Raw genomic sequence first — 25,436 nt, 5'->3', positions numbered from 1 at the left:
ACTTTTTTAAATTATATTTCAACATTTCTCATAATATTTAACCAGCTTTTATCAAAGTTTTTTTCTATAAAATTCTTTTTATGTGGGATAATACAGTTTGAACAATCTTGATGAATATACTCTTCTGTTTCAAAAACTGAACCTTTTTTTGAGTTTATATTACAAAATGAATATATAGTTTTACTGTTCTCTTTTTTTATTCCAAAATCATTAAATCTAAAATATGGACAAGCACATAAATAACAATTCAAATCATCTATATTGTGGCATTTTTTATTTTCTTTATACAAAAGACAGAAATTTTGTTCGTTTTTGATCATATTTTCAAATTTAAAGTACTCTATAATATCACTTTTAGTTTTGTATTCAAGCTTTTTTAAAATATTTTGATGTTTTATAGAATGTTGTAAAAACCACTCTTTATATGTCATAACTTCTCTTTAAACTAAATTGCCTTATTATAATCAAATAATTTTGAAAGGATAAAAATGTATATAAAAAATATTCTAATTCTTTTAGTTTTTCTTTTTTTTACAGCCTGTTCAACAACTAACTTAAGTTTAAAAGAAAGTGAATTTTCAAACATAAAAAAACAGAATACTTTTGATAGTTGTACAAATTTTTCATATATTAGTTTAAGTGATGATGAAAATTATGGAAAAATATTTAGTGAATATATAAGCCTTGATAGTTCATGTAAATGGAATGGCCTTGCAAGAGGGTATTTTGTAGAGTTGTTTAAAGATACGATAAAATCAAACTTTAAACTTGTAGAAAGAGTAGAATTTGATAATGTTGAAGTAAGTACATATTTAGTAAATGATAATTCTTATGTGAATATTATAAGTAAGTATAAAGTTTATGAAGATTTATTAATTATTGATTATAAAGGAATTTACTCTACAAATCTTATAAAACAATTTGATCCTTCTTATGTAAATAAATACTTGGATAAATCTAGACTTGATACAGACTATTTTAAAAGTTTGGTAAGAATGAATTTTATCAACTACTATTTTGTAAAAGAGAGCCAATCTTTTGCGAATTAATCTTCTAATTATTATTTATTGTATTATAGTTGTAATGTCTGTGATGTATGCTACACAGCCATTACAACCACTTTTAGCAAAAGAATTTGATATTACTGTTATTCAGGCTTCTTGGTTTACTGCTGTAATACTACTTTTTATGGCAATTTCTCCAATCATATATGGATATATTTTAGAAAAAATGTGTGCTAAGAAAATGCTTATAAATGCTTCTTTTATTTTACTTGTAACGAATATATGTTTGGGATTATCTACAAGTTATGAGATGTTTTTATTTTTTAGAATTTGTGAAGCTTTGGTAATCCCTGCAATATTGACTTCTTTGATGAGTATTTTGGCAAATATAGATAAAGAAAATGTAAAATTCAATATGTCAATATATGTAGCAGCTACTGTTTTTGGTGGACTTGTAGGGCGTATATTTTCAGGATTTATAGCTACAACTTTTGCATATCAGTATGTATTTTATTCTTTGTCTTTAGCTATTTTATTGTCTATTACTTTAATTAGAAAGTTAGATTATAGTGGTGATGCAACTATGATAAAACCAAAAATAAATGATATTGTAAATATCTTAAAAGATAAAAGGTTTGTTATCGTTTATTTTGTAATGTTTTGTGTATTTTTTGTATTTGCTGGAGTTTTAAATGTATTACCATTTAGAGTAAAAGATATATCAGAAAATTTCTCTGAGTTTCAAATATCTTTACTTTATTTAGGATATGGTATGGGGATTTTAGTATCTTTAACTGCAAAAAAAATAATTAAATTTTTTAAAGGTGAAGTAAATACTATTTTAGTAGCAGTTGCCTTTTTTACATTTATAATAGTTATTTTAACAAATGAAAATATCATATATTTATTTTTACTTCTATTTTTACTTTGTATTGGAATGTTTACTGCTCATACAGTTAGCACACAATTAGCAAACTCTATGAAAGCTTCACAAAAATCTTTGACTTCTGGTATGTATCTGACTTTTTACTATTTGGGAGGTGCTTTAGGCTCTTTTATTCCCTCTATTATTTATAAAAGTTTTGGTTGGGATATGATGCTTTATGTATTTGGAGTTATATCTTTTATTGTTGTTTTAGTAGTATTTTTAAATAAAAGATTGTTTTGATATAATATTTTAAATTATAAAAAGGAAAAAATATGGAAAGAATAAGTTTTAAATCAGCCTTTATTTTAGGTTTCTTTATATTTATTGGATTAACAAGTTTAGGGTACTTTTTATCAACAAGTTTTATAAAATCAAAAGAATTAGAAAGAACTGTTGTTGTAAAAGGATTATCTGAAAAAGAGGTAAATGCTAATATTGTTTTATGGCCTATAAGATTTAGTAGTACAACTGAAACTTTAGATGAGTTATCAAAAAAAGTTGAAAGTGATACAAATAAAATATTAGAATTTTTAAATAAATATGGAATCAATAAAGAAGATATTACTGTAAATTCTCCATCTATTGTTGATAAAATGGCAAATGAGTATTCAACTAAAGATTACACTTTAAGATATTTAGCAAATAGAACTATTAATGTTTATTCTCAAGATGTTGAAAAAGTAAGAGAAGTAAGCGGAAAACTTTTTGAACTTTCACAACAAGGTATTTTATTTAGAGTTGATGATTGGGATTCAAAAATCGAGTATTTATACACAAAATTAAATGATATAAAACCAACAATGATAGAAGAAGCAACAGCAAATGCTAGAGAAGTTGCACAAAAATTTGCTCAAGATTCAAAAAGTAAATTAGGAAAAATCAAAAGAGCTACTCAAGGTCAATTTGAGATAAATAGTAGAGATAAAAATAGCGAACATATCAAAAAAGTTAGAATTGTATCTACTGTTGAGTATTATTTAAATGATTAAAAAAGAGATAGTTTTAACTATCTCTTAAATTATAAGTTTTCTTTTGCGTATTCTAAAGCTTTTGTTTTAGCTTCTTGTATTTTTGAGCTATCTTTTCCACCAGCAGTAGCAAAATCTGGTCTTCCACCACCATTTCCACCAACAATAATAGCTATATTTTTTACCCAATCACCAGCTTTTATATTTGTATTTTTACTTCCTGCAGCTAATAAAACTTTGTCATCTTTTACTTGAAGAAGTAATATTGCAACTTTTTCATTTGCATTTTTACAATCATCTACAATTTTTTTCAAATCACCATTTTCTACTATTGAAACTATAACTTTTGTATTATTTATCATAGTTTCTTCAATAGGTGATGAAGTTTGATTTTGTGCATTTTGTAGCTCTTTTTTAAGCTCTTTTATTTCATTTTTAAGTTTTTTAATCCCTGCTATCATATCATTTGTTTTAAGTTCAGATTGAACTTCACCAAATTTATTTATAATATCTTTAGCATATTTTATAGCACTTGCTCCAACAACAGCTTCTATTCTTCTAATTCCTGCACTTACACCAGACTCTTTTACTATATAAAAACTTCCAATATCAGCTGTATTTCTTACGTGTGTTCCACCACAAAACTCGATAGATACATCTTCTCCAAAGCTTACAACTCTTACAATATCACCATATTTTTCTCCAAACATAGCAATAGCACCTTTATTTTTAGCTTCATCTAATGGTAACTCTTCTACAACACCATTTAAGGCTCTTGTTACCATAGAATTTACTAAATCTTCAACTTCATTGATTTGTTCAGTTGTCATAGCTTTTGGATATGTAAAGTCAAATCTAAGTTTTAGATTATCGTTATATGAACCAGCTTGAGAAACACTATCTCCTAAAACCATTTTTAAAGCACTTTGAAGTAAGTGAGTTGCACTATGATGTTTTGCAACTTCATATCTATGTATAACAACAGCATCAACTGTATCATTTTGAGATATTTGTGCATCTCTTACACTAATTTTTGATAGATTTAATCCATGGAATTTTGAAGTTTCTTCAACTATAATATTTCCATTTTGAAGTTCTAAAGCTCCAATATCACCATTTTGTCCACCACTTGTAGCATAAAATGGAGTTTTATCTAACATCGCCCAACCGCTTTGGTTTTGTAAAGATGTAACTTCTTTAAAGTTTTCATCAAGTAATGCTACAATTTTAGATTTATATGTAACGTGAGTATATCCTACAAATTCATTTAAGCCATATTTTTCTAACAGTTCTTTGAAATCTCCATCATTAGCAGCATCTCCACTACCTTTCCAAGCAGCTTTTGCCATAGACTTTTGATTTGCCATAAGTTCATCAAATTTTTCTAAATCTACTTTGATACCTTTATCTTTTAACATATCTTCTGTTAAGTCTAATGGAAATCCATAAGTATCATATAGTTTAAATGCGATTTCTCCACTAAATATTTCTTTTGTATTTGCTAGTTCTTCACTAAATAAGTTCATTCCTAAATCAATAGTTTTGAAAAATCTCTCTTCTTCTAGTGTTAATTGCTCTTTTATAAAATTTTGATTTTCAACTAATTCTACATAGTGTCCACCCATGATTTTTATCAAGGTATCTACTAATTTTGCCATAAATGGTTTTCTAAATCCTATTAAATATCCATGTCTTATAGCTCTTCTAAGAATTCTTCTTAAAACATAAGGACGACCTTCATTACCAAATAAAATACCTTGACTTAACATAAATGAAGTTGCTCTTAAATGGTCAGCAATAACTCTGTATGAACCAATATTTTCTTTTGTTGCTTTTTTATTTGCTAATTCTTCTATTTTTTCTATAATTGGTTTAAAATTTGAAGAATCAAAGTTATTAAATACACCTTCTTTTATTGCAATAACTCTTTCAAGTCCCATTCCTGTATCAATAGATGGTTTTGGAAGAGGTATAAGTTCTCCACTTGCAGTTCTTTCATATTGCATAAAAACTAAATTCCAAATTTCTAAGAATCTATCACCTTCTCCACCCATTTTATCTTCAGGAGAATTAAAATATTCTGCACCTTGATCATAAAAAATTTCACTACAAGGACCACATGCACCAGTGTCTCCCATAGACCAAAAATTGTCTTTATCACCAAATCTCATAATTCTATCTTGGCTTATATATTTTTTCCAAATATCAAAAGCTTCATCATCGTTATCATGAATTGTAACCCATAATTTTTCAACTGGAAGAGCTAAATTTTTTGTAATAAATTCCCATGCATAAGCTATTGCATCTTCTTTGAAATAATCTCCAAAAGAGAAGTTTCCTAACATTTCAAAAAGTGTGTGGTGTCTTGCAGTGTAACCTACATTTTCTAAGTCATTATGCTTACCACCAGCTCTTACACAAAGTTGGCAAGATGTTGCTCTTCTATTTTCTGGAGCAGGCACATTTCCTGTAAATATATCTTTAAATTGAACCATTCCTGCATTTGTAAACATCAAAGTTGGATCATCTGGTACTAAAGGCATTGAAGATACTACTTCATGACCTTTACTTTTAAAAAACTCTAAAAACTCTTTTCTAATATCCATTAATTTTTTCCATATATAAATATTTTTCTAATATAGTATCCAAAAAATCATTTAGCTTTGTTTATAAAATTTATAAAAATATTAGACTACAAAAACAAAATTTAAGTTATCTAAAGATATAATATTTTTGTTTTAATCATACAAATATAATTAGAACTTATGTTTATAAAAATCTAATAAAAGGAAATAAAATGGGAAAATATATTGAATTAACGGCTTCAAATTTTGCAGAAGTAACAAATAACGGTGTATCTTTAGTGGATTTCTGGGCTCCATGGTGTGGACCTTGTAGAATGATTGCTCCAGTTATTGACGAATTAGCTGGTGACTTTGAAGGAAAAGCAAATATTTGCAAAGTAAATACAGATGAAGAACAAGACCTAGCAGTAAAATATGGAATTAGATCTATCCCTACAATTATTTTTATGAAAAATGGAGAGGTTGTAGATCAACTAATTGGTGCTACTTCAAAACAAGCATTAACAGATAAAATTAACTCTTTATTATAATTTGAAAATTAATTATATGAAGTTTAAAGGAAGGTGTTTTTCATCTTCCTTTTTTTTATTAGAAAAACTATTTAAGACAGACATAAAATATTAAATGATAAAATTTTTCCTCAGTTTTGTTTGTTCTTTTATAATAGCTTACAAAATTTTTTAGTACCATTTCAAATATGGTGCATTTATACTAACGAAATAAGGAGTTAAGATGTTAGATTTAGCGATTATCGGTGGAGGACCAGCTGGATTAACTGCTGGATTATATGCTACTAGAGGTGGATTGAAAGATGTTGTTATGTTCGAAATGGGTATGCCAGGAGGACAAATCACAGGTTCATCAGAAATTGAAAACTATCCAGGACAAGGTGCTGTTATGACTGGTATGGATTTAATGGCATCTTGGCCTGAACAATGCCAAAAATTTGGATTAAAACATGAAATGGCTCAAGTTGATACTATCACAAAAACTGGAGATACTTTTAAAATTTTAACAAATGATAATAGAGAATTTGAAGCAAGATCAGTTTTAATAGCTACTGGTTCAGTTCCAAGAAGAGCAGGTTTTAAAGGTGAAGATGAATTCTTTGGAAGAGGTGTTTCTACTTGTGCTACTTGTGATGGATTCTTTTATAGAGGTAAAGAAGTTGCTGTAATTGGTGGAGGAGATTCTGCTTTAGAAGAAGCTTATTACTTATCAAAAATGTGCAGCAAAGTATATTTAGTACATAGAAGAGATACATATAGAGCAGCACCAAGTACAATTGAACATGTTAAAAAAACTGAAAATATAGAAGAAGTTACAAATGTAAGTGTTGAAGAAGTTTTTGGAGATGCTAGTGGTGTAACTGGACTAAAAGTAAAATGTAATAAAACAGGTGAAATCCGAGATTTACCAACACCAGGTGTTTTTGTATTTGTTGGTAGAAATGTGTTAAATGCTCCTTTAAAACAAGTAGATGGAACATTCTTATGTGATGTAAGAGATACTGGTGAAGTTGTTGTTGATTTAAAAATGAGAACAAGTGTAAAAGGACTTTGGGCAGCTGGTGACATAAGAATTGATGCAGCTAAACAAGTAGTTTGTGCAGCAGGAGATGGTGCAACGGCAGCAGTCGATATAATCGAATATTTAGGATAAGGAATATTTTAATGGTTAAAATAGGTATTTTAGGAAGTACAGGAAGAGTTGGTTCACTTTTAATTGATGACTTAAAAAATGATAAAGAAGCAGTATTATCTTGCGTTCATGTTCTAAAGAAATTAGAAAAAGTTTTACCTGAAAATACAGTTGTAACAAATGATATCAATGTATTATTTGATGAAAGTGATGTAATTATTGATTTTTCAAGTCCTACTGGAACAGAAGAGCTTTTGAATGCTATTGTTGAAGGTGGGAAAAGAAAAGCTTTAGTTATTGCTACAACTGGATTGAATAAACACCAGCAAAATTTACTTCTAGAAGCTAGTAAGCTTGTACCTATTTTATACGCAACAAATATGAGTTTAGGTGTAGCAGTTTTAAATAAACTTGTTGCACTTGCCTCAAAAACATTAAGAGATTTTGATATAGAAATTGTAGAACAACATCATAGACATAAAGTTGATTCTCCTTCAGGAACTGCTTTAACTTTGGCTGAACATGCAGCAAATTCAAGAGATTTGAATTTAGATGAAGTTAGAATATCTGGAAGAGATGGACAAATTGGAGCTAGAACAAAAGATGAAATTGCAGTTATGGCTTTAAGAGGTGGAGATATTGTTGGACGACATACAGTTGGTTTTTATAATGATGGAGAATTTTTAGAGTTAAATCATACAGCAACTGCAAGAAATACTTTCTCAAAAGGTGCAATTAAAGTTGCAAAATGGATAGTAAGAAAAGATGCAAATCTTTACTCAATCAATGATGCTTTAGGGCTATAATAAGGAAAATCAACAATGTGTGCAATAGTAGGAATTTATGGAAATGATAATGCTGCAAGACTAGCTTCAATAGCCCTTTTTGCAATGCAACATAGAGGTCAAGAGGCAACTGGAATTTCATCATCATGCGATGGAAAAATATATACTAAAAAAGATAGAGGTTTGGTTTCTGAAGTTTTCAAAGAAGAAGCATTATCATATCTAAAAGGTGACATGGCAATAGGTCACAATAGATATGCAACAGCTGGAAGAGATTCAGTTTTAGATGCACAGCCAATTTATGCAAAATATAAATTAGGTGAAATATCAATCGTTCACAATGGAAATCTTATAAATAAAGATGAAGTTAGACAAGATTTAATAGATAAAGGTGCTATTTTCCAAACTGGAATGGATACAGAAAACTTAATACATTTAATTGCAAAAAATACAAAAGATCATTTAAAAGATAGAATTATTGAAGCACTAACTAGAACTATTGGAGCTTATTGTTTTATTGTTCAAAGTAGAAGTAAACAGTTTGTAATTAGAGATAAATACGGAATTAGACCTCTGTCTTTAGGAAAATTAAAGAGTGGTGGATATATAGTTGCTAGTGAAACATGTGCGTTTGATTTAGTTGGAGCAGAGTTTATAAGAGATGTAAGGCCAGGAGAAATGTTGATTTTTGGTGAATCTGATGAACCTGAATCAATACAACTTTATGAGCCAGAATTTAGACCTTGTGCATTTGAATATGTATATTTTGCTAGACCAGATTCTGTAATTGATGGTAAAAATGTATATACAACTAGAGAAAACATGGGTAAAGCACTAGCAAAAAATGATATAAATAATAAAATTAAATTTGATATGGTTGTACCAGTTCCTGATAGTGGAGTTCCAGCAGCTTTAGGATATTCTGCGCAAAGTGGAGTTCCTTTTAAATATGGAATCATAAGAAATCACTATGTTGGAAGAACATTTATTGAGCCAACACAAGAGATGAGAAATTTAAAAGTTAGAATGAAATTAAGTCCTATGGGATCAATTATCCAAGGTAAAACATTACTTGTTATTGATGATTCAATTGTAAGAGGAACTACATCAAAAAGAATAGTAAGAATGTTAAAAGAAGCTGGAGCAAAAGAGGTTCACTTTAGAGTTGCAAGTCCAGAAATAAAATTTCCTTGTTTTTATGGAATAGATACTCCAACAAAAGAAGAGTTAATTTCTACTCAAATGACAAAAGATGAGGTTTGTAAATATATTGAAGCTGATAGTTTAGAATATCTTTCAATAGATGATTTAATAGGTGCTATAGGAGATGATAGACACTATGCACTAGAGAGTTTTGATGGAGATTACTTCGTAAAAGCATAATGAGTAATGATTTGAAAGATGTTTTAACTATCGGAAGATATTTTAAAAATAAATTTGGTGAAAAAGTTTATAAAGTTCCTATATCAATATCTGGATTTACATGTCCAAATATTGATGGAACAAAAGCAAAAGGAGGTTGCTCTTTTTGTGAAAATGACTCTTTCAGTCCAAACTTACAAGAAAAAAAAACAAAGTTTAAATTAAATCCAAATGTAGAATCTAATCCATTTTTAGAAAATCAGCTAAAGCAATTAGAAATGCAATTCTTGGCTACTAAAAAAAGACTTCAAAATAAATTTAAAGCGAAAAAATTTATAGTATATTTTCAATCTTTTACAAATACTTATGCCCCTTTTTATACCTTAAAAACTTTATATGAAAAAGCACTTAGTTTTGACGATGTAATAGGACTTAGTATAGGTACAAGAACAGATTGTGTAACAGATGAAATTTTAGATTTTTTATATGAAAAATCTAAAGATAAAGAAGTATGGATAGAGTATGGAATACAAAGCTTTTTTCAAAAAACACTAGATAAAATAAATCGTGCAGATGATGTTGAAAATATGAAGTACTGGATAAAAAGAACAAAAGATAAAGGCTTAAAGGTTTGTGGGCATTTAATTTATGGTTTACCAGATGAAAATCAAGAAATGATGCTAGAAACTTTTAAACAAACTATTGATTTGAAAGTTGATAGTATCAAATTTCATCCACTTTATGTTGTAAAACATACTCTTCTAACAAATGAGTATAGAAAAGGTAGATTTATACCAATAACTGAAGAATTATATATTGATACAGTTGTAAAATCTATTGTAGATTTACCTTCTAATATTTCTGTTCAGCGAATAACTGCTGGAATAGATGATGATACACTTTTATCTCCAATGTGGTGTAAAAATAAGCATCAACAGATGAAAAATATTAGGATTGCTTTAGAAGAAAAAGGCTTTAATTATTGATTTGTAAGGATAATGAATTAAATAGCGTATTTGCTATTTAATTTTTAATAAGTAATCTACAACATTTTCTATAAATGCATCATGTTTTCTATCTTTTCTATATGCAATATATAGTTTTCTTAACATCTTTTGGTTACCAATTCGTGATTCATATAAAGCACCAGATTTAAGTAAAGATTCAATAGCATTTCTTGATACAATAGAGACAGCAGGAGTTGAGTTTTTATCAGAGTGTAAAACAGTTTGAACAATAGTTGTCGCACTTGTTACTTCACTTGTTACTTCAAATGTGTCACAATCAGGATAATTTGCTTTTTCTAAACTCTCTTTAAATATTGAACCAGTATTTGATTCAGGATTTCTACAAATCCATTTATAAGATAATAAATCTTCAGGCTTTGCTTTTGCTGGAAGTTTTTGATTAGAGAATATTACAATCTCATCTTCCATCCATTCTCTATAAATAATTTCATCATTTGCAATATAGTTTTCTACAAGAGCTATATCAATTTTTTTGTCAAGTAAATCTTGTATTGCTTCATGAGAAACTGATACATTTATAGATACATCATTATGTATATTTTCTTTTAAATTATTCAAAAATCTTGGAAGAATATAGTTTCCTATTATAAAAGAAGCACCAAATACAAAAGTTATATTTTTATTCATAATTTTTAATAAATCTTTTTCAGCATTACTTATACATTTCTCTATTTTAAGAGCAATTCCATATAAGATTTGACCTTCTTTAGTTAGTTTTATACCATTTTTCTTTCTATCAACTATTTGAACATCTAAATAATCTTCTATAAACTTCATTTGTTGTGTTACAGCTGGTTGTGAAATACCTAGCTTTGCGGATGCTTTTGAGAAAGACTTCTCTCTTACAACAGTTAAAAAAGTCTCTAATTTAGCAAAATCAGTAAGCATTAAGTTCTCCAAAAATAAATTATCTAAATCATAACATTTATTTATGTATAGAATAATTAAGAGAAATAATTTATTTATAATATTTATGATATAATATCTTAACTATTGGAGAAGAGATGTCTGAGAATTTATTACAAACATTAAACAAATCGCAAAAAATTGCAGCAGAACATATAGATGGTCCACTACTTATTTTAGCTGGAGCTGGAAGTGGTAAAACAAAAACTATCACAACTAGATTGGCTTATTTAATCTCTATTGGAATAGATCCAAAATCTATTTTAACTCTTACGTTTACAAATAAAGCTGCGACAGAGATGCGAGATAGAGCTTTCTCTTTACTTGACAACTCTACAATAAATACTCCACCACTTCTTTGTACTTTTCATAAGTTTGGGTTACTATTTTTAAAATTTTATATTAGTGAATTAGAAAGAAAGAATAACTTTATAATTATTGATAGTGATGATAAAAAAAGAATTTTGAAAAGTATAAATAAAGATATCCCTTCTGCATTATTATCTTCTGAGATTTCAAGATATAAAAACTCTATTTTATCTCCAACTGAAGTAAAAGCTCAAGCACAAGGTAAATTATATACGGAAATTGCAGATATTTATGCTTTATATGAAGAACATATATTGAAAAATAATCTTGTTGATTTTGATGATTTGTTACTGTTACCATATAAGATTCTAAAAAATAATGAAAAAATAGCAAAAGATACTAGCCATAAATACCAATACATAATGGTAGATGAATATCAAGATACAAATGAGTTACAATATAGACTTTTAAAGCTTCTTTGCACAAATCATAATAATCTATGTGTAGTTGGTGATGATGATCAAAGTATTTATGGATGGCGTGGAGCAACTATAAAAAATATTTTAAATTTTTCTGAATATTTTCAAAATGCAGTTGTTGTAAAATTAGAAGATAACTATCGTTCAACTGATACAATACTTCATCATGCAAATGCTTTAATAGAGCATAATCGTGATAGATTAGGTAAAATACTTGTAGGAACTAGACAAAAAGGTAACTCTATAAAAGTTTATGAATCAAATGATGAAAATGATGAAACAAGAAAAATATTAGAAGATATAAAATCTTTAATGGCAAGTGGGGAAAGTGCAAAAGATATAGCAATTTTATTTAGAGTAAATGCACTGAGCCGTTCTTTAGAAGAAGGATTTAATAAAACAGGACTTAATTATAAACTTGTTGGTGGAATGAAATTCTACGAAAGAACAGAGATAAAAGATTTAATAGCATATTTTAGAATTTTGATAAATTTAAGTGATAATTTTTCTATTAAAAGAGTTATAAATAAGCCAAAAAGAGGTATTGGAGCAACTACAATAGAAAAACTTGAAGAAAAATCAAATGAATTAAATAAATCAATATTTGATTTAATTCAAGATTTAAGTGCTGATGAATTAAGTGCAGTTGTTGGTAAAAAAAATGCAAGAACATTAAAAGTTTTTGAAGCATCTATTTTAGATTTAAGAGAGATGATGAATGCTTCTAAAATGAGATTATTAGATAGTTTTGAAGAAACATTTGATTATAGAGCTTCTTATGATAATCTTCCAGATGGATTTGAAAGACAGGCAAATATTGATGAATTTTATGGATATATAAGAGACTTTTTTATTCAAAACCCTCATTTGGATTTAAAAGATTTTTTAAATGAAATAGTGCTAGAAAGTCAAAATGATGAATATAGTGGAGAAGCTGTATCTATGATGAGTATTCATGCAAGTAAAGGTTTAGAATTTAAACATCTATTTATTATAGGTTTAGAGGAAGGGTTTTTCCCCATAATTGGAGATGGAACAGATTTAGAAGAAGAACGAAGATTAGGATATGTAGCACTTACAAGAGCTATGGATAATCTTACTTTATCTTTTGTGCACTCAAGATTTTATAAAGGGAAACGAACTCAATTAAATAAAAGTAGATTTTTGGTTGAAAGTGGTTTAGTAAAAGGTAGTTTGGTTATAGAAAAACAGTCTGGATTTAAAAAAGGTGATATGGTAACTCATAAAATTTTTGGTTCAGGAAGAGTTGAAAAAGTTGTAAATGCTGGTAAAGATTGTAAACTTACTATAAACTTTGGTGGACAAAAAAGAGATATTTTATCATCATTTGTAGAAAAAGTTTAGGTTTTAGTTTTGCAAAAAAGGTTTTATGAAAAAGGTGAAGTAAATAAACTTTTAGTGATAAATAAGCCTATTTTTATAAGTTCTAATTTTTATTTAAATAAGATAAAAAGAAAATATAAAAATAAAAAAGCTGGATTTAGTGGAACACTTGATCCTTTTGCAAAGGGTTGTTTAATAGTTGCTTTTGGTCAATATGCAAAACTTTTTAAATACTTAGAAAAAGCTCCAAAAACATATAAAGCTGTTATTTGGTTGGGCGTTCAATCTCAATCTTTTGACATAGAAAGAGTTGAAAAAATAGATTTTGAGAAAAAAGTAAATGAAGATATTTTACGTAATCAAATCAATAATTTAAAAGGAGAGATTGAATATATCCCTCCAAAGTTCTCAGCAAAAAGAATAAATGGGGCAAAAGCTTATGAACTAGCAAGAGAGGGTTTAGATTTTGAACTTAAAAAATCAACTATGAATATTTTTGATATTAAGCTTTTAAAATACAATCATCCTTTTATAAGTTTTGAAGCAACGGTTAGTGAGGGAAGTTATATTCGTTCTTTAGCACAAATTTTACTTGAAAAACTAGAATTAAAAGGAACTCTTTCTTATTTAGAACGAGTAAGAGAAGGAAAGTTCTTTTATGAAAATGAAAAAGAGTTAAATCCTCTTGATTTTATAAACTTACCAAAAAATAAATATTTTGGTACACAAAAATGGCTAGAGGATGGGAAAAGAGTATCAGTTGAGTATTTAGAAAATAAAGAAGATGGAAAATATTTAATAATTTGTGAAGATTTTTTTTCTATAATAGAAATAGAAAATTGTGATGTAAAATATCTTTTAAATAAAATACCAAAATTAAAGGCTAAAATTGATTGAAAAATCTTATGCTAAAGTAAATATTTTTTTAAAAATTGCTGGTTTAAGAGGGAATTATCATGAACTAGTTTCACGGTTTGTAAAAGTTTATAATTTGTATGACACTATAATTTTTGAAAAATCGAAAGTTGATAGTTTTACAGTAATTGGTAATTTTTCTTGTACTTTAGAGAAAAACACAATTTATAAAGCATATTTAGAGATTAAAAGATTTAATGGCGTTGAAGAGTTTTTTAAAAATCATATTGTGAAAATAGAGAAAAATATTCCAGAGTTTGCAGGTCTTGGTGGTGGAAGTTCAAATGCAGCAGTTTTTTTAAATATGGTAAATAACTATTGTAATTTAGGTTTAAATAAAGATAATTTATCAAAAATAGGAGAAAAAATTGGAGCTGATGTTCCTTTTTTTATATATGATTATGATAGTGCAAATGTTAGTGGAATTGGTGAGATTGTAGAAAAATTTGATGAAGATATACTAGATATTGAAATTTTTACTCCTAAAATAGAGTGTAATACAGGAGAAATATTTAAAATATTTAGAGAAAGTTTTTATAAAGAGATTAGTTATGAAGATAGTAAAAAATTATTCTTACAATCATCAAAAGATATTTTAAGCAATTTTGATATAAAAAGTGCGAATGATTTATATGAACCAGCTAAAAGTATATATCCAAGCTTAGAAAATTTTGCAAATAAAGGTTGGTTTTTTAGTGGAAGTGGAAGTTCATTTTTTAGGATAAACAATGGCAAATAAAAAAGATACAAAAAAAAATTTAGTATTTAGGAATAAAAAAGCATTTCATGATTTTACTATTTTAGATAGTTTAGAAGCTGGAATAGTTCTTGAAGGTAGTGAAGTAAAAGCTATAAGAGAAGGAAGAGTAAATTTAAAAGATAGCTTTGTAAGAATAATCAAAGGTGAAGTTTTTTTATTAAATGCACATATTTCACATTTAAGTACAACTCATAGTACTTATAGACCTGATGAAAGAAGAGCAAGAAAGTTATTGCTTCATACTAAACAAATAAATAAAATGTATGAAAAAGTTACTAAAGATGGGATAACTTTAATATGTACAAAATTATATTTTAATAATAAAAATATGATAAAAGTTGAAGTAGCTAACGCTCAAGGTAAAAAGCTATATGATAAAAGAGAAGATTTAAAAGAAAAAAGTATGAAAAGAGATACTCAGATTGCTCTAAAAAATTATAAATTAGGATAATTTTTATCTTAATTTTTTTTTAAAAAATATGCTCAAAACAGTAAATAATCGTTAATTAATTGTTAATTTTTTTGTTTAGTTTAAGTTTTTCTTGGCTATTATTTTAGCTAATGAGTGACATTTTGTGACTTGTATATAAATTTTGTAGGAGGAAATTGATGCAAAACGGTGCACAAATTGAGTATGACTACTCAGTTGCTAAGTGTTTTACATTTGCAACAATATTGTTCGGTATCATTGGTATGACAATTGGTGTTGTGCTTGCTTTTCAATTGGCTTTTCCAGAGCTAAATTATTTAGCAGGAGAATATGGTACATTTAGTAGATTAAGACCGCTACACACAAATGGTGTTGCGTTTGGATTTACACTAAGTGGAGTTTTTGCTGGATGGTATTATATATCACAAAGAGTTTTAAAAGTTTCATTAAAAGAGTCACCTTTTTTAATGGCAATTGCTAAAATACACTTTTGGATATATTTCATTACAATTCTTTTAGCTGTTGTTACACTATTTATGGGATTTACAACTTCGAAAGAATATGCTGAGCTAGAGTGGCCATTAGACATTTTAGTTGTTGTTTTCTGGGTTTTATGGGGTATTTCTATTTTTGGAATAATCGGAATCAGAAGAGAAAGAACATTATATATCTCTATTTGGTATTTTATTGCTACATTTATTGCTATTGCTATGCTATATTTATTTAATAACATGGCAGTTCCAACATATTTAGTTTCTGGTTATGGTTCATGGCTACACTCTGTTTCTATGTATTCAGGTACTAATGATGCTTTAGTTCAATGGTGGTATGGACACAATGCTGTTGCATTCGTATTTACTGCTCCAATTATTGCATTAATTTACTATTTCTTACCAAAAGAATCTGGACAAAATGTTTATTCTTATAAATTATCAATCTTAGCATTCTGGGGATTATTATTTGTTTACTTATGGGCTGGTGGACACCACTTGATTTATTCAACTGTTCCAGATTGGATGCAAACTATGGGTTCTGTTATGTCTGTTGTTCTTATTTTACCATCATGGGGATCTGCAATTAATATGCTTTTAACTATGAAAGGTGAGTGGAATCAGTTACAAACAAATACTTTAATTAAATTTATGGTTTTAGCTTCAACATTCTATATGTTATCTACAATTGAAGGACCAATTCAATCTATTAAATCTGTTAATGCGATTGCACACTTTACAGATTGGATTCCAGGACACGTTCATGATGGAGTTTTAGGATGGGTTGTATTTATGGTTATGGCAGCTTTATTCCATATGGTTCCAAGAATGTTCAAAAGAGAGTTATACTCTAAATCTTTAATGGAAACTCAATTCTGGTTACAAACGGTTGGAATTGTTTTATACTTTACATCTATGTGGATTGCAGGTATTACTCAAGGTATGATGTGGAGAGCTTATGACGAGTATGGTTCATTAGTTTATTCATTTATTGATACAGTTACTGTATTACATCCATACTATACAATTAGAGCAGTTGGTGGTTTATTATACCTAATAGGATTCTTTATATTTACTTATAACATTTACAAAACAATTAGATGTGGAAGAGTTCTTGATAAAGAACCAGTAAATGCAACTCCAGTAGCTGCTTAAGAAAAGGAGAGATTATGTTTCATTGGTTTGAACAAAGACCGTTTTTCTTTGCGGTACTAGTATTTATATTCGTTGCATTTGCAGGGATTATTGAAGTAATTCCAGACTTTGCAAAACAATCAAGACCAACAGTTGGTACAAAGCCTTATAGTATTTTAGAGTTAGCAGGAAGACATGTTTATATTAAAGATTCATGTAATGCTTGTCACTCACAATTAGTTAGACCATTTAAATCAGAAACTGATAGATATGGTATGTATTCATTATCTGGTGAGTATGCTTATGATAGACCATTTTTATGGGGTTCAAAAAGAACTGGACCAGACTTGTTAAGAGTTGGAAATTATAGAACTACAGATTGGCATGAAAACCATATGTGGGATCCAAAAGCAGTTGTTCCTGGTAGTATTATGCCAGCATACAAACACCAATTTACAAATAAAGCTGATATTGAAACAGCTTATGCAGAAGCAGTAACAGTAAAAGCAGTATTTAATACTCCTTATGATCAAGAAGATATGCCAAAACTTGGTACTTGGGAAGATGCAAAAGCAGCAGCTTTAGAAGAAGCTAAACTTATTGCAGCTAATATGAAAAATGAGAGTGTTAAACAAGCTGTTGAAAATGGTGAAGTTCCTGAAATAGTTGCATTAATTGCATATTTAAATTCTTTAAAATAGAGGTTAGTTATGGATTACGAAACACTTTTAACAGTACAAGGTTATACTAAATTCTTTTTAGTTTTGGTTGTATTCATTCTATTTTATTCATATGCTTTTTCTATTTATAGAAGAGACAAAAGAGGAGAAAGAGATTTTGAAAAATACTCAAAGCTTGTACATGATGATTCAAGTGTTTCAGCTCCTCTTGAAGAGATAAAAAGAGAAAAAGATATAGGAAATAAGGAGAAATAAGATGAAATCTATGGTAATAGGTGGAATAATTCTTATCATCGCATTAATGGCAGGAACTTACTTTTTTGCAGGTGATGCTTTTATTAGTGATGATTATATTAATGCATTAACATTTTTAGGTGCAGCAGCAATTATTACGATTAGTACATTTGTTGTTTTAAAATATGTTAATCAAATTAAAAATGATACAGCAAGTGGGGAACTTGCTAATGAAAATTGGGATGGTATTGGTGAATATAAAAACCCTGTTCCAACTGGTTGGGCCTTAGCATTTATTGGAGCAATTCTTTGGATGTTTTGGTATCTAACAATCGGTTATCCAGTTAATGGGTTTTCTCAAATTGGACAATGGAATGAAGAGACAAATGAATATAACACTAAATTTGAACAAAAATGGGTTAATGCTAATGAATCAACATTAAATGCTATGGGACAATCTATTTTCTTAGTTCAATGTGCTCCTTGTCATGGTGTTGATGCTGAAGGAATTGAAGGTAAAGCTCAAAATTTAACTCATAGAATGACTAAAGAACAAGTTGTTTATACAATTAAAAATGGTTCAAATCATTTAACTCAATCTTTCCCTGCTGGGATGCCTCCAATGATGTTAACAGAGGATGCTGATATTGATGTAGTAGCTACATATGTTGCAAGTGGATTTAAAGGTGAACAACCAGCAGCTTATGCAACTTGTGCAGCTTGTCATGGTGAAAATGGTGAAGGTATGCCTTTTGTAGGTCCAAATATTAAAGATTATGACGATTCAATTGTTTTTGCAGTATTAAAAGAAGGTAAAAAAGGACTTTTAGGTCAAATGCCAAGCTTTAATGAGAGATTAAATGAAACTCAAGAAAAAGCTTTAGCTTCATATATCAGAAGTTTAGGAGATAAGTAATGGCAAATAATACACAAATGAATGAAAACGAAAGAGGAATCTTTAAGTTAAATGGGGTTACAGGTATGCTGATAGCAGTTGTTTTACTACTTACAATTCTTGCAACTTTAGTTACAAATGCTGTTTTAGTTCAACAACGAGAGGCTACAAATATTTATACTATTAATCAAGATTTACATGGATTAAAAGCTAATAGCCCTGAAAATCATAAACATTACCAATTAATTGGTTCTGAAAATAAGGAGTAAGGTATGGAAAAAATTATTGGTATTTTACTTTTAATTTCTGCTGTTATAACTGCATACTATGCATACTTTGATGCAGCAAGAGTATATGTTGGTTAAATGAAAAATTTAAAATTTATAAAAGTAGGGGTGATTTTTTCACTTCTACTTTTTTTATATACAAACAGCTTTGCACAAACTTATATTTTAAATGATGATGGTTTAATTGATGATAGAGCGAAAGATAAAATTAGCCAAATGGGATCGGAAGTTAAATCTAAGCTAGGTATTAATATATATGTTTATGCAAAATCTAATTTAGGTTTAGAACAAGATACTAAAACAAAAGATAAAATTGAAGAAGTAAAATTACATGAGAGCGGGCTTATAAAGGATTTACAAAATCCTTATGTATTACTAACAATTTATGTTGAAGAAAATATGGTAAATTTAAGTTTTAGTGAGAGTCTAAAAAATATAATTGATAAGAATGATATTTTAAATGGATATGTAGTACCATTACTTGCATCAAAAGATAAAAATACACTTTATGCAAAAGTAAGTGCTGCAACTTTAAATGGTTATGCCGCAATCGCTGATACACTAGCTGAAGAACAAAATGTAAAACTTGAAAGTAGTATTGGAAGTCAAGGAAAAATATCTAGTACAATTTGGAGAGTATTTATGTATTTTTTAATCATTAGTGGACTTTTAGCATATACTTATGCAGTATTAAGAAAGAGAAAATAATATGAGAAAAAGAAATTATTGGCCTTTATTTTTTATAGGAATTTTTGGATTTACATTAATAATGATAATTTGGACTATAAGAAGTGCTATAACGGTTCCTGTTATTGAAGATAGAAGTTTTTTATTAAAATACCAAGACGTAGATGAAAATTATAATAAAATAATGGAAGCTAATATAGAGTTTTTATCAAAATACAATCTATCTTTTGTTTTAAATGATAGAGAGTTTGGTCTTACAACAGAAGATATTAAATATGGACAAAGAGTTATTGAAAAATATTCAGGACATAGAGATACATTAAAATTAGGTAATAACACTTTAAAAGTTTTTATTACTTCAAAAGATAGCAATGAAAAACAAAACCTTGATATAGACTTAGTTATTACAAAAACAATGACTAATGATCATGATATAGTTTTTAAAACTAATAATTTTGAAAATACAGATGGTGAATATATCTCAATATTTGAAGTAAATGAAGAAACAAACTGGAATATAACAGGTAGTTTCAAAGTAAATGATAGTATTGCTTATATCTTTATAAAGACAAATGCTAAATAAAAAGTCTCTTTTTGTATTTCCTACTTCAAGAGCTATAAAAGAGTATCTTTTTGATTTTAAATCAAAAGATACTCTTCTCCCTTCAACATTAACAATTGATGAATTTTTAAAAAAATCTATATCTTTAAATGGTTATAGATATACTCAAGATGAACAAAGAGTTATTTTTTTACATGAAGCTATAAAAAATATTGATATAAAAAAATTGGGGATATCAAATAGTTTTGTTAAATTTTTAAAACAAAGTGAGTACATATATAGATTTTTTTTGGAATTAAGTAGTGAGAAAATTGAAATAATAAATTTGCAAATAGCTGATACATATGAATTTTATAGTGAACATTTAGAAATATTAAATCAAATTTATAAAAAATATTTAGAAATTTTGGAACAGAATTTATATGTTGATAGAGTAAATTTAGATAAATTTTATACCATAAATGAAAATTTTATAAAAAGATTTGATGAAATTATAATAGTTTATGAAGGTTATTTTACAAAACAAGAATATGACATAATTAAAAAAATATCAAAGGAAACAAAAGTTTTTATAAAATTTTATTCAAATTTATATAATAGAAAATCGATAGAACTTTTTAAAGGTTTTAATTATGATTTTAAAGTAGATTTTGAATATTTGATAAATTTATCATCTTTTGAAATACTAGAAGAAGTTATTTCACAGAAGAAATTAGAAATATTTGAAATAAAAGGATTTTCTACTAGATTTAATCAAGTTGCATATATAAAATCAAGTATTGTAAATTTGATAAATAAAGGTATAAATCCACAAAATATAGCTGTCGTTTTACCAAATGAAAGTTTTGCACAAATTTTGGAACTAAATGATAGTGAAGAATATTTTAACTTTGCTATGGGCAAAAATATACAAAATCAAATACTATATCAAAGAGCAAATAGTATATTTTTATATATAAACTCTAATGAAATTGAAACTATTGAGGCTTTAAAATATTTTGATATAGATAAAAAATATGTAGATGAAAATATAAAATCAATTTGGGATAAACATACCTCAAAAGAAGTTTTTGGAAAGATTTGTGAATTTATAAAAAAAGATGAAGAAAATAAGGAACTATTGGAAAAGTTTGATGAGTTAATATATAGGTTAAATATCATATTTTTTACAAATCACAATAATTTACGTCTTAAAGATGCTTATAAAATCTTTTTACAAAAATTAGATGAAATAAAATTAGATGATGCTCATGCTGGTAAAATTACAGTTATGGGTTTACTTGAAACAAGAGCAATAAACTTTGATGCAGTTATAATTTGTGATTTTAACAACTCATATATTCCAAAAATATCTATAAAAGATAAGTTCTTATCTACTAAAGTAAAATATTTGGCAAATTTGCCAACAAAAAATGATAGAGAGAATTTACAAAAATATTATTATAAAAGATTGATAGATAACACTAAAAATCTTTATATATCATACGTTAATTCAAATGAAGATGAGATATCAAAGTTTGCTTATGAATTATTTACAGATATTAAAATTTCAATAAGCGATGAAGTATATAAAGATATTTTATATAAAAGTAAAAAATTAGAATATAGTGAACAAGAGATATTGTTATATATAGATTTAACAAAACAAGTTTGGTCTGCAAGTAGTTTAAAAACTTTTTTAGAGTGTAAAAGAAGATGGTATTTAAAATATATACTAAAATTAAAAGAACATACTATATCAAGATTACCAAAACCATTTGAATTAGGTAATATTATTCATAAGATTTTGGAAGAGTTCTATAAAAATTCACAAAGAGATTTAAAAAATATTGATGAATTATTTTTAAAATATAAAAGTGATAATCCATTTTTAATACTTGATTTAGAAGTTTATAAGCAAAAAATTGAAGCTTTTATAAAATTTGATAAAGAGAGATTGAAAAATCGCGAAATTATAGAAATAGAGAAAAAATTTAATACAAACTTTAATGATTTTAAAATAACTGGAGTGATAGATAGAGTTGATAAATTTGGAGATACTTATGAATTAATAGATTATAAGACTTCAAGGAACTTAAAAATCGATACTATAAATACTTATGAAAAATCTTGTGATTTTCAGTTAGAGTTTTATTTTTTAGCTATAAAAGATTTATATAAAGTATCAAATATTAGAGCATTCTATTGTGATTTATTTGAAAACTCTTTAAAAGAAGAAGTTGTCCTAGAGCAAAAATTAGAACTTTTAAAAACTATTTTTGATAGTCTAAAAGAACAAAGTAAAGAGATTATAAATTTCTGTAAAACCGAAGATAAAATAAATTGTGAGTATTGTACTTATAAAACTATTTGTAATAGAGATTAAAGAGTTAATAAAATTTCTTATAAGGATTAATTTTGATTAAAACATGTAAAAACTTGTATTCAAATATTTATATTTTTAAATTTAAAAGAGTGTTATTTATTTTTTTATTACTTATTTTAACTCCAATATTCTTTGCTATTATCGACTTTAAATACTCTACTAAAATTAATGACTATTTTTATATATATTATTTATTTTTAATTACAAATATTGCAAATGTTCCTTTTACTATTATTACATCACTATTTTTTACAATAATCTTACTTTTTATTTATAGATCAAATTTAAAGAATATGATTATATTATCAATATTTGTAAATTTAGTTGTTTTGAGTTCTCAAGGTATTGTTTATTTTACAAAAAATATTGTAAAAGAACCTCGTCCTTATGTACATTTACTTGTTGAAAATAATTATATAAATAGCAGTGATGAATTTTATTTATTAGATAAGAATAAACGAATAGAATTTATAGAAAATATAAATTTGAAAGACATAAATATTCCTTCTTGGCAACAAAAATATTTCACAAAAGAAATTGGTTATTCTTTCCCATCAGGGCATACAGTTTTTATAGCTACATGGACAATTTTGCTTTTTTGTTTATTGATTGAAAAAAGAAGATATTTTTTAGCTTTTTTTATATATTTTTTAGCCTTTTTTATTGAGATTAGCAGGTTACTTCTTGGAATGCATTTTTGGCATGATATATTGATATCTTGTTGTATATCTTTTTTCACAGTTTTATTTTTTATTTGGATAATAAATTTTTTTCAAGGTAATAAGGAAAAAGAAGTTTAACTTTTTACATAAATTTCTATGATGTTACAAAAAATCTTGAGTAGTTTTTTGTAACATTTTTTAATAAATTACTTTTCTGTACTAGTTGCTATTAAAACATCTTCCATTATTTTTGTTATATCACCATCAAGTATAGCTTCTACATTAGAATAACCTATATTACTTCTACTATCTTTTACTTGTTGATATGGTTGTAATACATAAGATCTTATTTGATGTCCCCAACCAATCTCACTTTTATCACCACTATCTTTAGATGCTCTTTGTTTTTCTAGTTCAAGTTCATATAATTTTGATTTTAACATTTTAAAAGCACTATCTTTATTTTTATGTTGACTTCTATCATTTTGACATTGCACAACAATTCCACTAGGAATATGAGTAATTCTTATAGCACTTTCCGTTTTATTTACGTGTTGCCCTCCAGCACCACTTGCTCTATATGTATCTATTCTAATATCTTTATCTTCAATAACTATATCTATATTATCATCAATTTCAGGACTTATCATAACTGATGTAAAAGATGTATGTCTTTTTGCATTTGAATCAAAAGGGGAAATACGAACTAGTCTATGAATACCATTTTCTGTTTTCATATATCCATAAGCATTTTCACCTCTTATGATAAAGCTTACATCTTTTATTCCAGCTTCATCTCCTGCTTGATAATCAAGAAGTTCCACTTTAAAATCATTTCTCTCTGCCCATCTTAAATACATTCTATAAAGAATTGAAGCCCAATCTTGTGATTCTGTTCCACCAGCACCTGGGTGAATAGTAACAATAGCATTTAAAGCATCATCAGGATTTGATAACATTACAGATATCTCAGTTGATTTTATCAAATCTTCTAAATCTTGTGCTTCTTCATATAAAAGACCTAATGTATCTTCATCATTTTCATCATAAGCCATTTCATATAGTTCATTTGTTCCTTGCAATGATTCATTCGCTTTGTTAAATTTATTTAATTTTCCTAAAATTCTATTTTTTTCTATACCTATTTTTGTAGCATTTTCAACATCATTCCAGAAATCTTGACTAGCTTCAAGATTTATTATTTCTTCTAATCTTTTATTTAATTCTTCTGGTTTTAAAATTCCTTTTATATTTTTTAATTTTGTATTTAAAAGTTTTAGAAGTTCTGAATATTCGTAAGCATCCATTTAGATTTTGTCCTTTTAGTTTGTATATTTTTTGAAGTTTTTAATGAAGAAATTATAAAAGGCTAAAAGCCTTTTATAAGCTACTGAATACTATCTAAATAAGCTTTTATACCTTTAATATTTTTATCATTTAAGAAGTTAATATGAGAAGGAGCATAAACTGAACTAGCTTTTTCTCCAACCCCTAATTTGTACTCTCTTAAAGCTTCTTGCATATCAGCAACAGTTAAATCTTTAATTCGAGAGTTACCTTTTCTTAGTTCACCTTTTTCTCCATGACAATTTTGACATTGAGCTACATATAAATTTTGTGCATCAACTCTTAATTCTTCATTCTCTTTTTCAACTCTTGCAGTTTCTTCAGCTTCTTTTTTAGCTTCAAGTTTTGCCATTATATTTGCTTCCATTTGTTCTTGGCTAATTCCTGAAGGAGTTATAGCTTTTGCATTATCTGGAGTTTTTAATACATAAATATAGCTATTTCCATTGATTTTTATATCATCAACTAGCCATCCCTTTTTTTTCATATCATTAATAGAGTATTTTCCTTCACATGCACCACCATTTAAAGGAGTACTTTCAATAGTTGCGATAGATGGGTGGTTTTCTTTAAAACACATAGTTGTGTCAGCTAAGAGAGAGCTTCCTAAAAGTATTAGTGTAGAAACAATAGCTTTTTTCAAGATAA

The 25,436-nt window shown here is 27.1% G+C and carries 26 protein-coding genes; 21 read left to right on the top strand and 5 right to left on the bottom strand.

Features of this window, described 5'->3' with window-relative positions; genetic code table 11:
- Positions 1-11: 11 nt before the first annotated feature.
- Positions 12-431, bottom strand: coding sequence for a hypothetical protein (locus ALANTH_RS10165; RefSeq protein ID WP_026808257.1), 420 nt, complete (start codon positions 429-431; stop codon positions 12-14).
- Between the two features lie 57 nt (positions 432-488).
- Here ALANTH_RS10165 and ALANTH_RS10160 point away from each other — a divergent pair, with 57 nt between their 5' ends.
- Genes ALANTH_RS10160 through ALANTH_RS10150 form a run of 3 tightly spaced genes read left to right on the top strand, consistent with a single transcriptional unit; the run spans position 489 to position 2,921 of the window.
- Positions 489-1,049, top strand: a complete 561-nt coding sequence (locus tag ALANTH_RS10160; protein ID WP_029888410.1) for a hypothetical protein — start codon at positions 489-491, stop codon at positions 1,047-1,049.
- Positions 1,039-2,172 carry an MFS transporter gene (locus ALANTH_RS10155; RefSeq protein ID WP_081801341.1) on the top strand — a complete coding sequence of 378 codons (1,134 nt, stop codon included), beginning with the start codon at positions 1,039-1,041 and terminating at the stop codon, positions 2,170-2,172. The genes ALANTH_RS10160 and ALANTH_RS10155 overlap by 11 nt, the downstream gene beginning before the upstream one ends.
- A 32-nt stretch (positions 2,173-2,204) precedes the next feature.
- A complete protein-coding gene (locus ALANTH_RS10150) occupies positions 2,205-2,921 on the top strand; it encodes an SIMPL domain-containing protein (protein ID WP_026803995.1) in 717 nt (238 codons plus the stop codon).
- Positions 2,922-2,950: 29 nt separating this feature from the next.
- On the opposite strand, the gene alaS is transcribed toward ALANTH_RS10150, so the two are convergent.
- Entirely contained in the window at positions 2,951-5,506 is a 2,556-nt protein-coding gene (gene alaS / locus ALANTH_RS10145; RefSeq protein ID WP_026808259.1) for an alanine--tRNA ligase, read from the bottom strand.
- A 191-nt stretch (positions 5,507-5,697) separates the two neighbouring features.
- On the opposite strand from alaS, the gene trxA reads away from it, so the two are divergent.
- The 5 genes from trxA (at position 5,698) to mnmL (ending at position 10,259) form a co-directional block, all read left to right on the top strand.
- Positions 5,698-6,015: a thioredoxin gene (gene trxA, locus ALANTH_RS10140; RefSeq protein ID WP_026803997.1), complete on the top strand. Its 318-nt coding sequence runs from the start codon at positions 5,698-5,700 to the stop codon at positions 6,013-6,015.
- 202 nt (positions 6,016-6,217) lie between these two features.
- Positions 6,218-7,147, top strand: coding sequence for a thioredoxin-disulfide reductase (trxB, locus tag ALANTH_RS10135; RefSeq protein WP_026808260.1), 930 nt, complete (start codon positions 6,218-6,220; stop codon positions 7,145-7,147).
- 11 nt (positions 7,148-7,158) lie between these two features.
- Positions 7,159-7,932, top strand: coding sequence for a 4-hydroxy-tetrahydrodipicolinate reductase (dapB, locus tag ALANTH_RS10130; RefSeq protein WP_026803999.1), 774 nt, complete (start codon positions 7,159-7,161; stop codon positions 7,930-7,932).
- A gap of 15 nt (positions 7,933-7,947) precedes the next feature.
- The gene (gene purF / locus ALANTH_RS10125; protein ID WP_026804000.1) at positions 7,948-9,294 is read left to right on the top strand and encodes an amidophosphoribosyltransferase; all 1,347 of its coding nucleotides are present in this window, start codon (positions 7,948-7,950) and stop codon (positions 9,292-9,294) included.
- Positions 9,294-10,259 carry a tRNA modification radical SAM protein MnmL/YtqA gene (gene mnmL, locus ALANTH_RS10120; RefSeq protein WP_029888409.1) on the top strand — a complete coding sequence of 322 codons (966 nt, stop codon included), beginning with the start codon at positions 9,294-9,296 and terminating at the stop codon, positions 10,257-10,259. Before purF ends, mnmL begins: the two co-directional genes overlap by 1 nt.
- 33 nt (positions 10,260-10,292) lie before the next feature.
- Here the strand turns inward: mnmL and ALANTH_RS10115 are convergent, their stop codons facing one another.
- Positions 10,293-11,189: a LysR family transcriptional regulator gene (locus tag ALANTH_RS10115; RefSeq protein WP_026804002.1), complete on the bottom strand. Its 897-nt coding sequence runs from the start codon at positions 11,187-11,189 to the stop codon at positions 10,293-10,295.
- Between the two features lie 116 nt (positions 11,190-11,305).
- Here ALANTH_RS10115 and ALANTH_RS10110 point away from each other — a divergent pair, with 116 nt between their 5' ends.
- The 13 genes from ALANTH_RS10110 (at position 11,306) to ALANTH_RS10050 (ending at position 23,579) form a co-directional block, all read left to right on the top strand.
- A complete protein-coding gene (locus ALANTH_RS10110; RefSeq protein WP_026808262.1) occupies positions 11,306-13,360 on the top strand; it encodes an ATP-dependent helicase in 2,055 nt (684 codons plus the stop codon).
- Between the two features lie 9 nt (positions 13,361-13,369).
- Complete coding sequence (gene truB / locus ALANTH_RS10105) at positions 13,370-14,236, top strand: tRNA pseudouridine(55) synthase TruB (protein ID WP_026808263.1); 867 nt, start codon at positions 13,370-13,372, stop codon at positions 14,234-14,236.
- Positions 14,229-14,993 carry a 4-(cytidine 5'-diphospho)-2-C-methyl-D-erythritol kinase gene (locus ALANTH_RS10100; RefSeq protein WP_026808264.1) on the top strand — a complete coding sequence of 255 codons (765 nt, stop codon included), beginning with the start codon at positions 14,229-14,231 and terminating at the stop codon, positions 14,991-14,993. The genes truB and ALANTH_RS10100 overlap by 8 nt, the downstream gene beginning before the upstream one ends.
- On the top strand, positions 14,983-15,465 hold the full coding sequence (gene smpB / locus ALANTH_RS10095) for an SsrA-binding protein SmpB (RefSeq protein ID WP_026808265.1): 483 nt from the start codon (positions 14,983-14,985) through the stop codon (positions 15,463-15,465). Before ALANTH_RS10100 ends, smpB begins: the two co-directional genes overlap by 11 nt.
- A 158-nt stretch (positions 15,466-15,623) precedes the next feature.
- Positions 15,624-17,090 carry a cytochrome-c oxidase, cbb3-type subunit I gene (gene ccoN / locus ALANTH_RS10090; protein WP_026804007.1) on the top strand — a complete coding sequence of 489 codons (1,467 nt, stop codon included), beginning with the start codon at positions 15,624-15,626 and terminating at the stop codon, positions 17,088-17,090.
- Between the two features lie 14 nt (positions 17,091-17,104).
- Positions 17,105-17,770 (top strand): cytochrome-c oxidase, cbb3-type subunit II, encoded by a 666-nt coding sequence (gene ccoO, locus ALANTH_RS10085; RefSeq protein WP_026804008.1) that lies wholly within the window; start codon positions 17,105-17,107, stop codon positions 17,768-17,770.
- A 9-nt stretch (positions 17,771-17,779) separates the two neighbouring features.
- Positions 17,780-18,004, top strand: a complete 225-nt coding sequence (locus tag ALANTH_RS10080; protein WP_026804009.1) for a CcoQ/FixQ family Cbb3-type cytochrome c oxidase assembly chaperone — start codon at positions 17,780-17,782, stop codon at positions 18,002-18,004.
- Position 18,005: 1 nt separating this feature from the next.
- The gene (locus ALANTH_RS10075; RefSeq protein WP_026808266.1) at positions 18,006-18,899 is read left to right on the top strand and encodes a c-type cytochrome; all 894 of its coding nucleotides are present in this window, start codon (positions 18,006-18,008) and stop codon (positions 18,897-18,899) included.
- A complete protein-coding gene (locus ALANTH_RS10070) occupies positions 18,899-19,147 on the top strand; it encodes a DUF4006 family protein (RefSeq protein WP_026804011.1) in 249 nt (82 codons plus the stop codon). The genes ALANTH_RS10075 and ALANTH_RS10070 overlap by 1 nt, the downstream gene beginning before the upstream one ends.
- A gap of 96 nt (positions 19,148-19,243) precedes the next feature.
- Complete coding sequence (locus ALANTH_RS10065; RefSeq protein WP_026808267.1) at positions 19,244-19,873, top strand: hypothetical protein; 630 nt, start codon at positions 19,244-19,246, stop codon at positions 19,871-19,873.
- 1 nt (position 19,874) lies between these two features.
- Positions 19,875-20,435 carry a hypothetical protein gene (locus ALANTH_RS10060; RefSeq protein WP_026808268.1) on the top strand — a complete coding sequence of 187 codons (561 nt, stop codon included), beginning with the start codon at positions 19,875-19,877 and terminating at the stop codon, positions 20,433-20,435.
- Positions 20,425-22,779 (top strand): PD-(D/E)XK nuclease family protein, encoded by a 2,355-nt coding sequence (locus ALANTH_RS10055; protein ID WP_026808269.1) that lies wholly within the window; start codon positions 20,425-20,427, stop codon positions 22,777-22,779. Before ALANTH_RS10060 ends, ALANTH_RS10055 begins: the two co-directional genes overlap by 11 nt.
- A 32-nt stretch (positions 22,780-22,811) precedes the next feature.
- Entirely contained in the window at positions 22,812-23,579 is a 768-nt protein-coding gene (locus ALANTH_RS10050; protein ID WP_026808270.1) for a phosphatase PAP2 family protein, read from the top strand.
- A 68-nt stretch (positions 23,580-23,647) separates the two neighbouring features.
- Here ALANTH_RS10050 and prfB read toward each other — a convergent pair whose 3' ends face one another.
- Together prfB and ALANTH_RS10040 are read right to left on the bottom strand one after the other, a co-directional pair.
- Entirely contained in the window at positions 23,648-24,748 is a 1,101-nt protein-coding gene (prfB, locus tag ALANTH_RS10045) for a peptide chain release factor 2 (RefSeq protein ID WP_026804016.1), read from the bottom strand.
- 80 nt (positions 24,749-24,828) lie between these two features.
- Complete coding sequence (locus ALANTH_RS10040; protein WP_026804017.1) at positions 24,829-25,431, bottom strand: c-type cytochrome; 603 nt, start codon at positions 25,429-25,431, stop codon at positions 24,829-24,831.
- Between the last annotated feature and the right edge of the window lie 5 nt (positions 25,432-25,436).

It is taken from the genome of Aliarcobacter lanthieri (genome assembly GCF_013201625.1).
GTDB classification, from domain to species: domain Bacteria; phylum Campylobacterota; class Campylobacteria; order Campylobacterales; family Arcobacteraceae; genus Aliarcobacter; species Aliarcobacter lanthieri.
Note: the sequence above shows the minus strand (reverse complement) of the source record. Positions and strands in the feature narration are given on the sequence as shown.

Excerpts from the sequence above, each read along its gene's own strand:
- smpB (WP_026808265.1), top strand. The coding sequence starts at position 14,983 with ATGGCAAATAAAAAAGATACAAAAAAAAATTTAGTATTTAGGAATAAA.
- mnmL (WP_029888409.1), top strand. The coding sequence starts at position 9,294 with ATGAGTAATGATTTGAAAGATGTTTTAACTATCGGAAGATATTTTAAA.
- trxA (WP_026803997.1), top strand. The coding sequence starts at position 5,698 with ATGGGAAAATATATTGAATTAACGGCTTCAAATTTTGCAGAAGTAACA.
- purF (WP_026804000.1), top strand. The coding sequence starts at position 7,948 with ATGTGTGCAATAGTAGGAATTTATGGAAATGATAATGCTGCAAGACTA.
- ALANTH_RS10055 (WP_026808269.1), top strand. The coding sequence starts at position 20,425 with ATGCTAAATAAAAAGTCTCTTTTTGTATTTCCTACTTCAAGAGCTATA.
- ALANTH_RS10060 (WP_026808268.1), top strand. The coding sequence starts at position 19,875 with ATGAGAAAAAGAAATTATTGGCCTTTATTTTTTATAGGAATTTTTGGA.
- alaS (WP_026808259.1), bottom strand. The coding sequence starts at position 5,506 with ATGGATATTAGAAAAGAGTTTTTAGAGTTTTTTAAAAGTAAAGGTCAT.
- ccoO (WP_026804008.1), top strand. The coding sequence starts at position 17,105 with ATGTTTCATTGGTTTGAACAAAGACCGTTTTTCTTTGCGGTACTAGTA.
- ccoN (WP_026804007.1), top strand. The coding sequence starts at position 15,624 with ATGCAAAACGGTGCACAAATTGAGTATGACTACTCAGTTGCTAAGTGT.
- ALANTH_RS10080 (WP_026804009.1), top strand. The coding sequence starts at position 17,780 with ATGGATTACGAAACACTTTTAACAGTACAAGGTTATACTAAATTCTTT.
- ALANTH_RS10165 (WP_026808257.1), bottom strand. The coding sequence starts at position 431 with ATGACATATAAAGAGTGGTTTTTACAACATTCTATAAAACATCAAAAT.
- ALANTH_RS10150 (WP_026803995.1), top strand. The coding sequence starts at position 2,205 with ATGGAAAGAATAAGTTTTAAATCAGCCTTTATTTTAGGTTTCTTTATA.
- ALANTH_RS10075 (WP_026808266.1), top strand. The coding sequence starts at position 18,006 with ATGAAATCTATGGTAATAGGTGGAATAATTCTTATCATCGCATTAATG.
- ALANTH_RS10115 (WP_026804002.1), bottom strand. The coding sequence starts at position 11,189 with ATGCTTACTGATTTTGCTAAATTAGAGACTTTTTTAACTGTTGTAAGA.
- trxB (WP_026808260.1), top strand. The coding sequence starts at position 6,218 with ATGTTAGATTTAGCGATTATCGGTGGAGGACCAGCTGGATTAACTGCT.
- ALANTH_RS10065 (WP_026808267.1), top strand. The coding sequence starts at position 19,244 with ATGAAAAATTTAAAATTTATAAAAGTAGGGGTGATTTTTTCACTTCTA.
- prfB (WP_026804016.1), bottom strand. The coding sequence starts at position 24,748 with ATGGATGCTTACGAATATTCAGAACTTCTAAAACTTTTAAATACAAAA.
- ALANTH_RS10110 (WP_026808262.1), top strand. The coding sequence starts at position 11,306 with ATGTCTGAGAATTTATTACAAACATTAAACAAATCGCAAAAAATTGCA.
- ALANTH_RS10160 (WP_029888410.1), top strand. The coding sequence starts at position 489 with ATGTATATAAAAAATATTCTAATTCTTTTAGTTTTTCTTTTTTTTACA.
- ALANTH_RS10070 (WP_026804011.1), top strand. The coding sequence starts at position 18,899 with ATGGCAAATAATACACAAATGAATGAAAACGAAAGAGGAATCTTTAAG.
- dapB (WP_026803999.1), top strand. The coding sequence starts at position 7,159 with ATGGTTAAAATAGGTATTTTAGGAAGTACAGGAAGAGTTGGTTCACTT.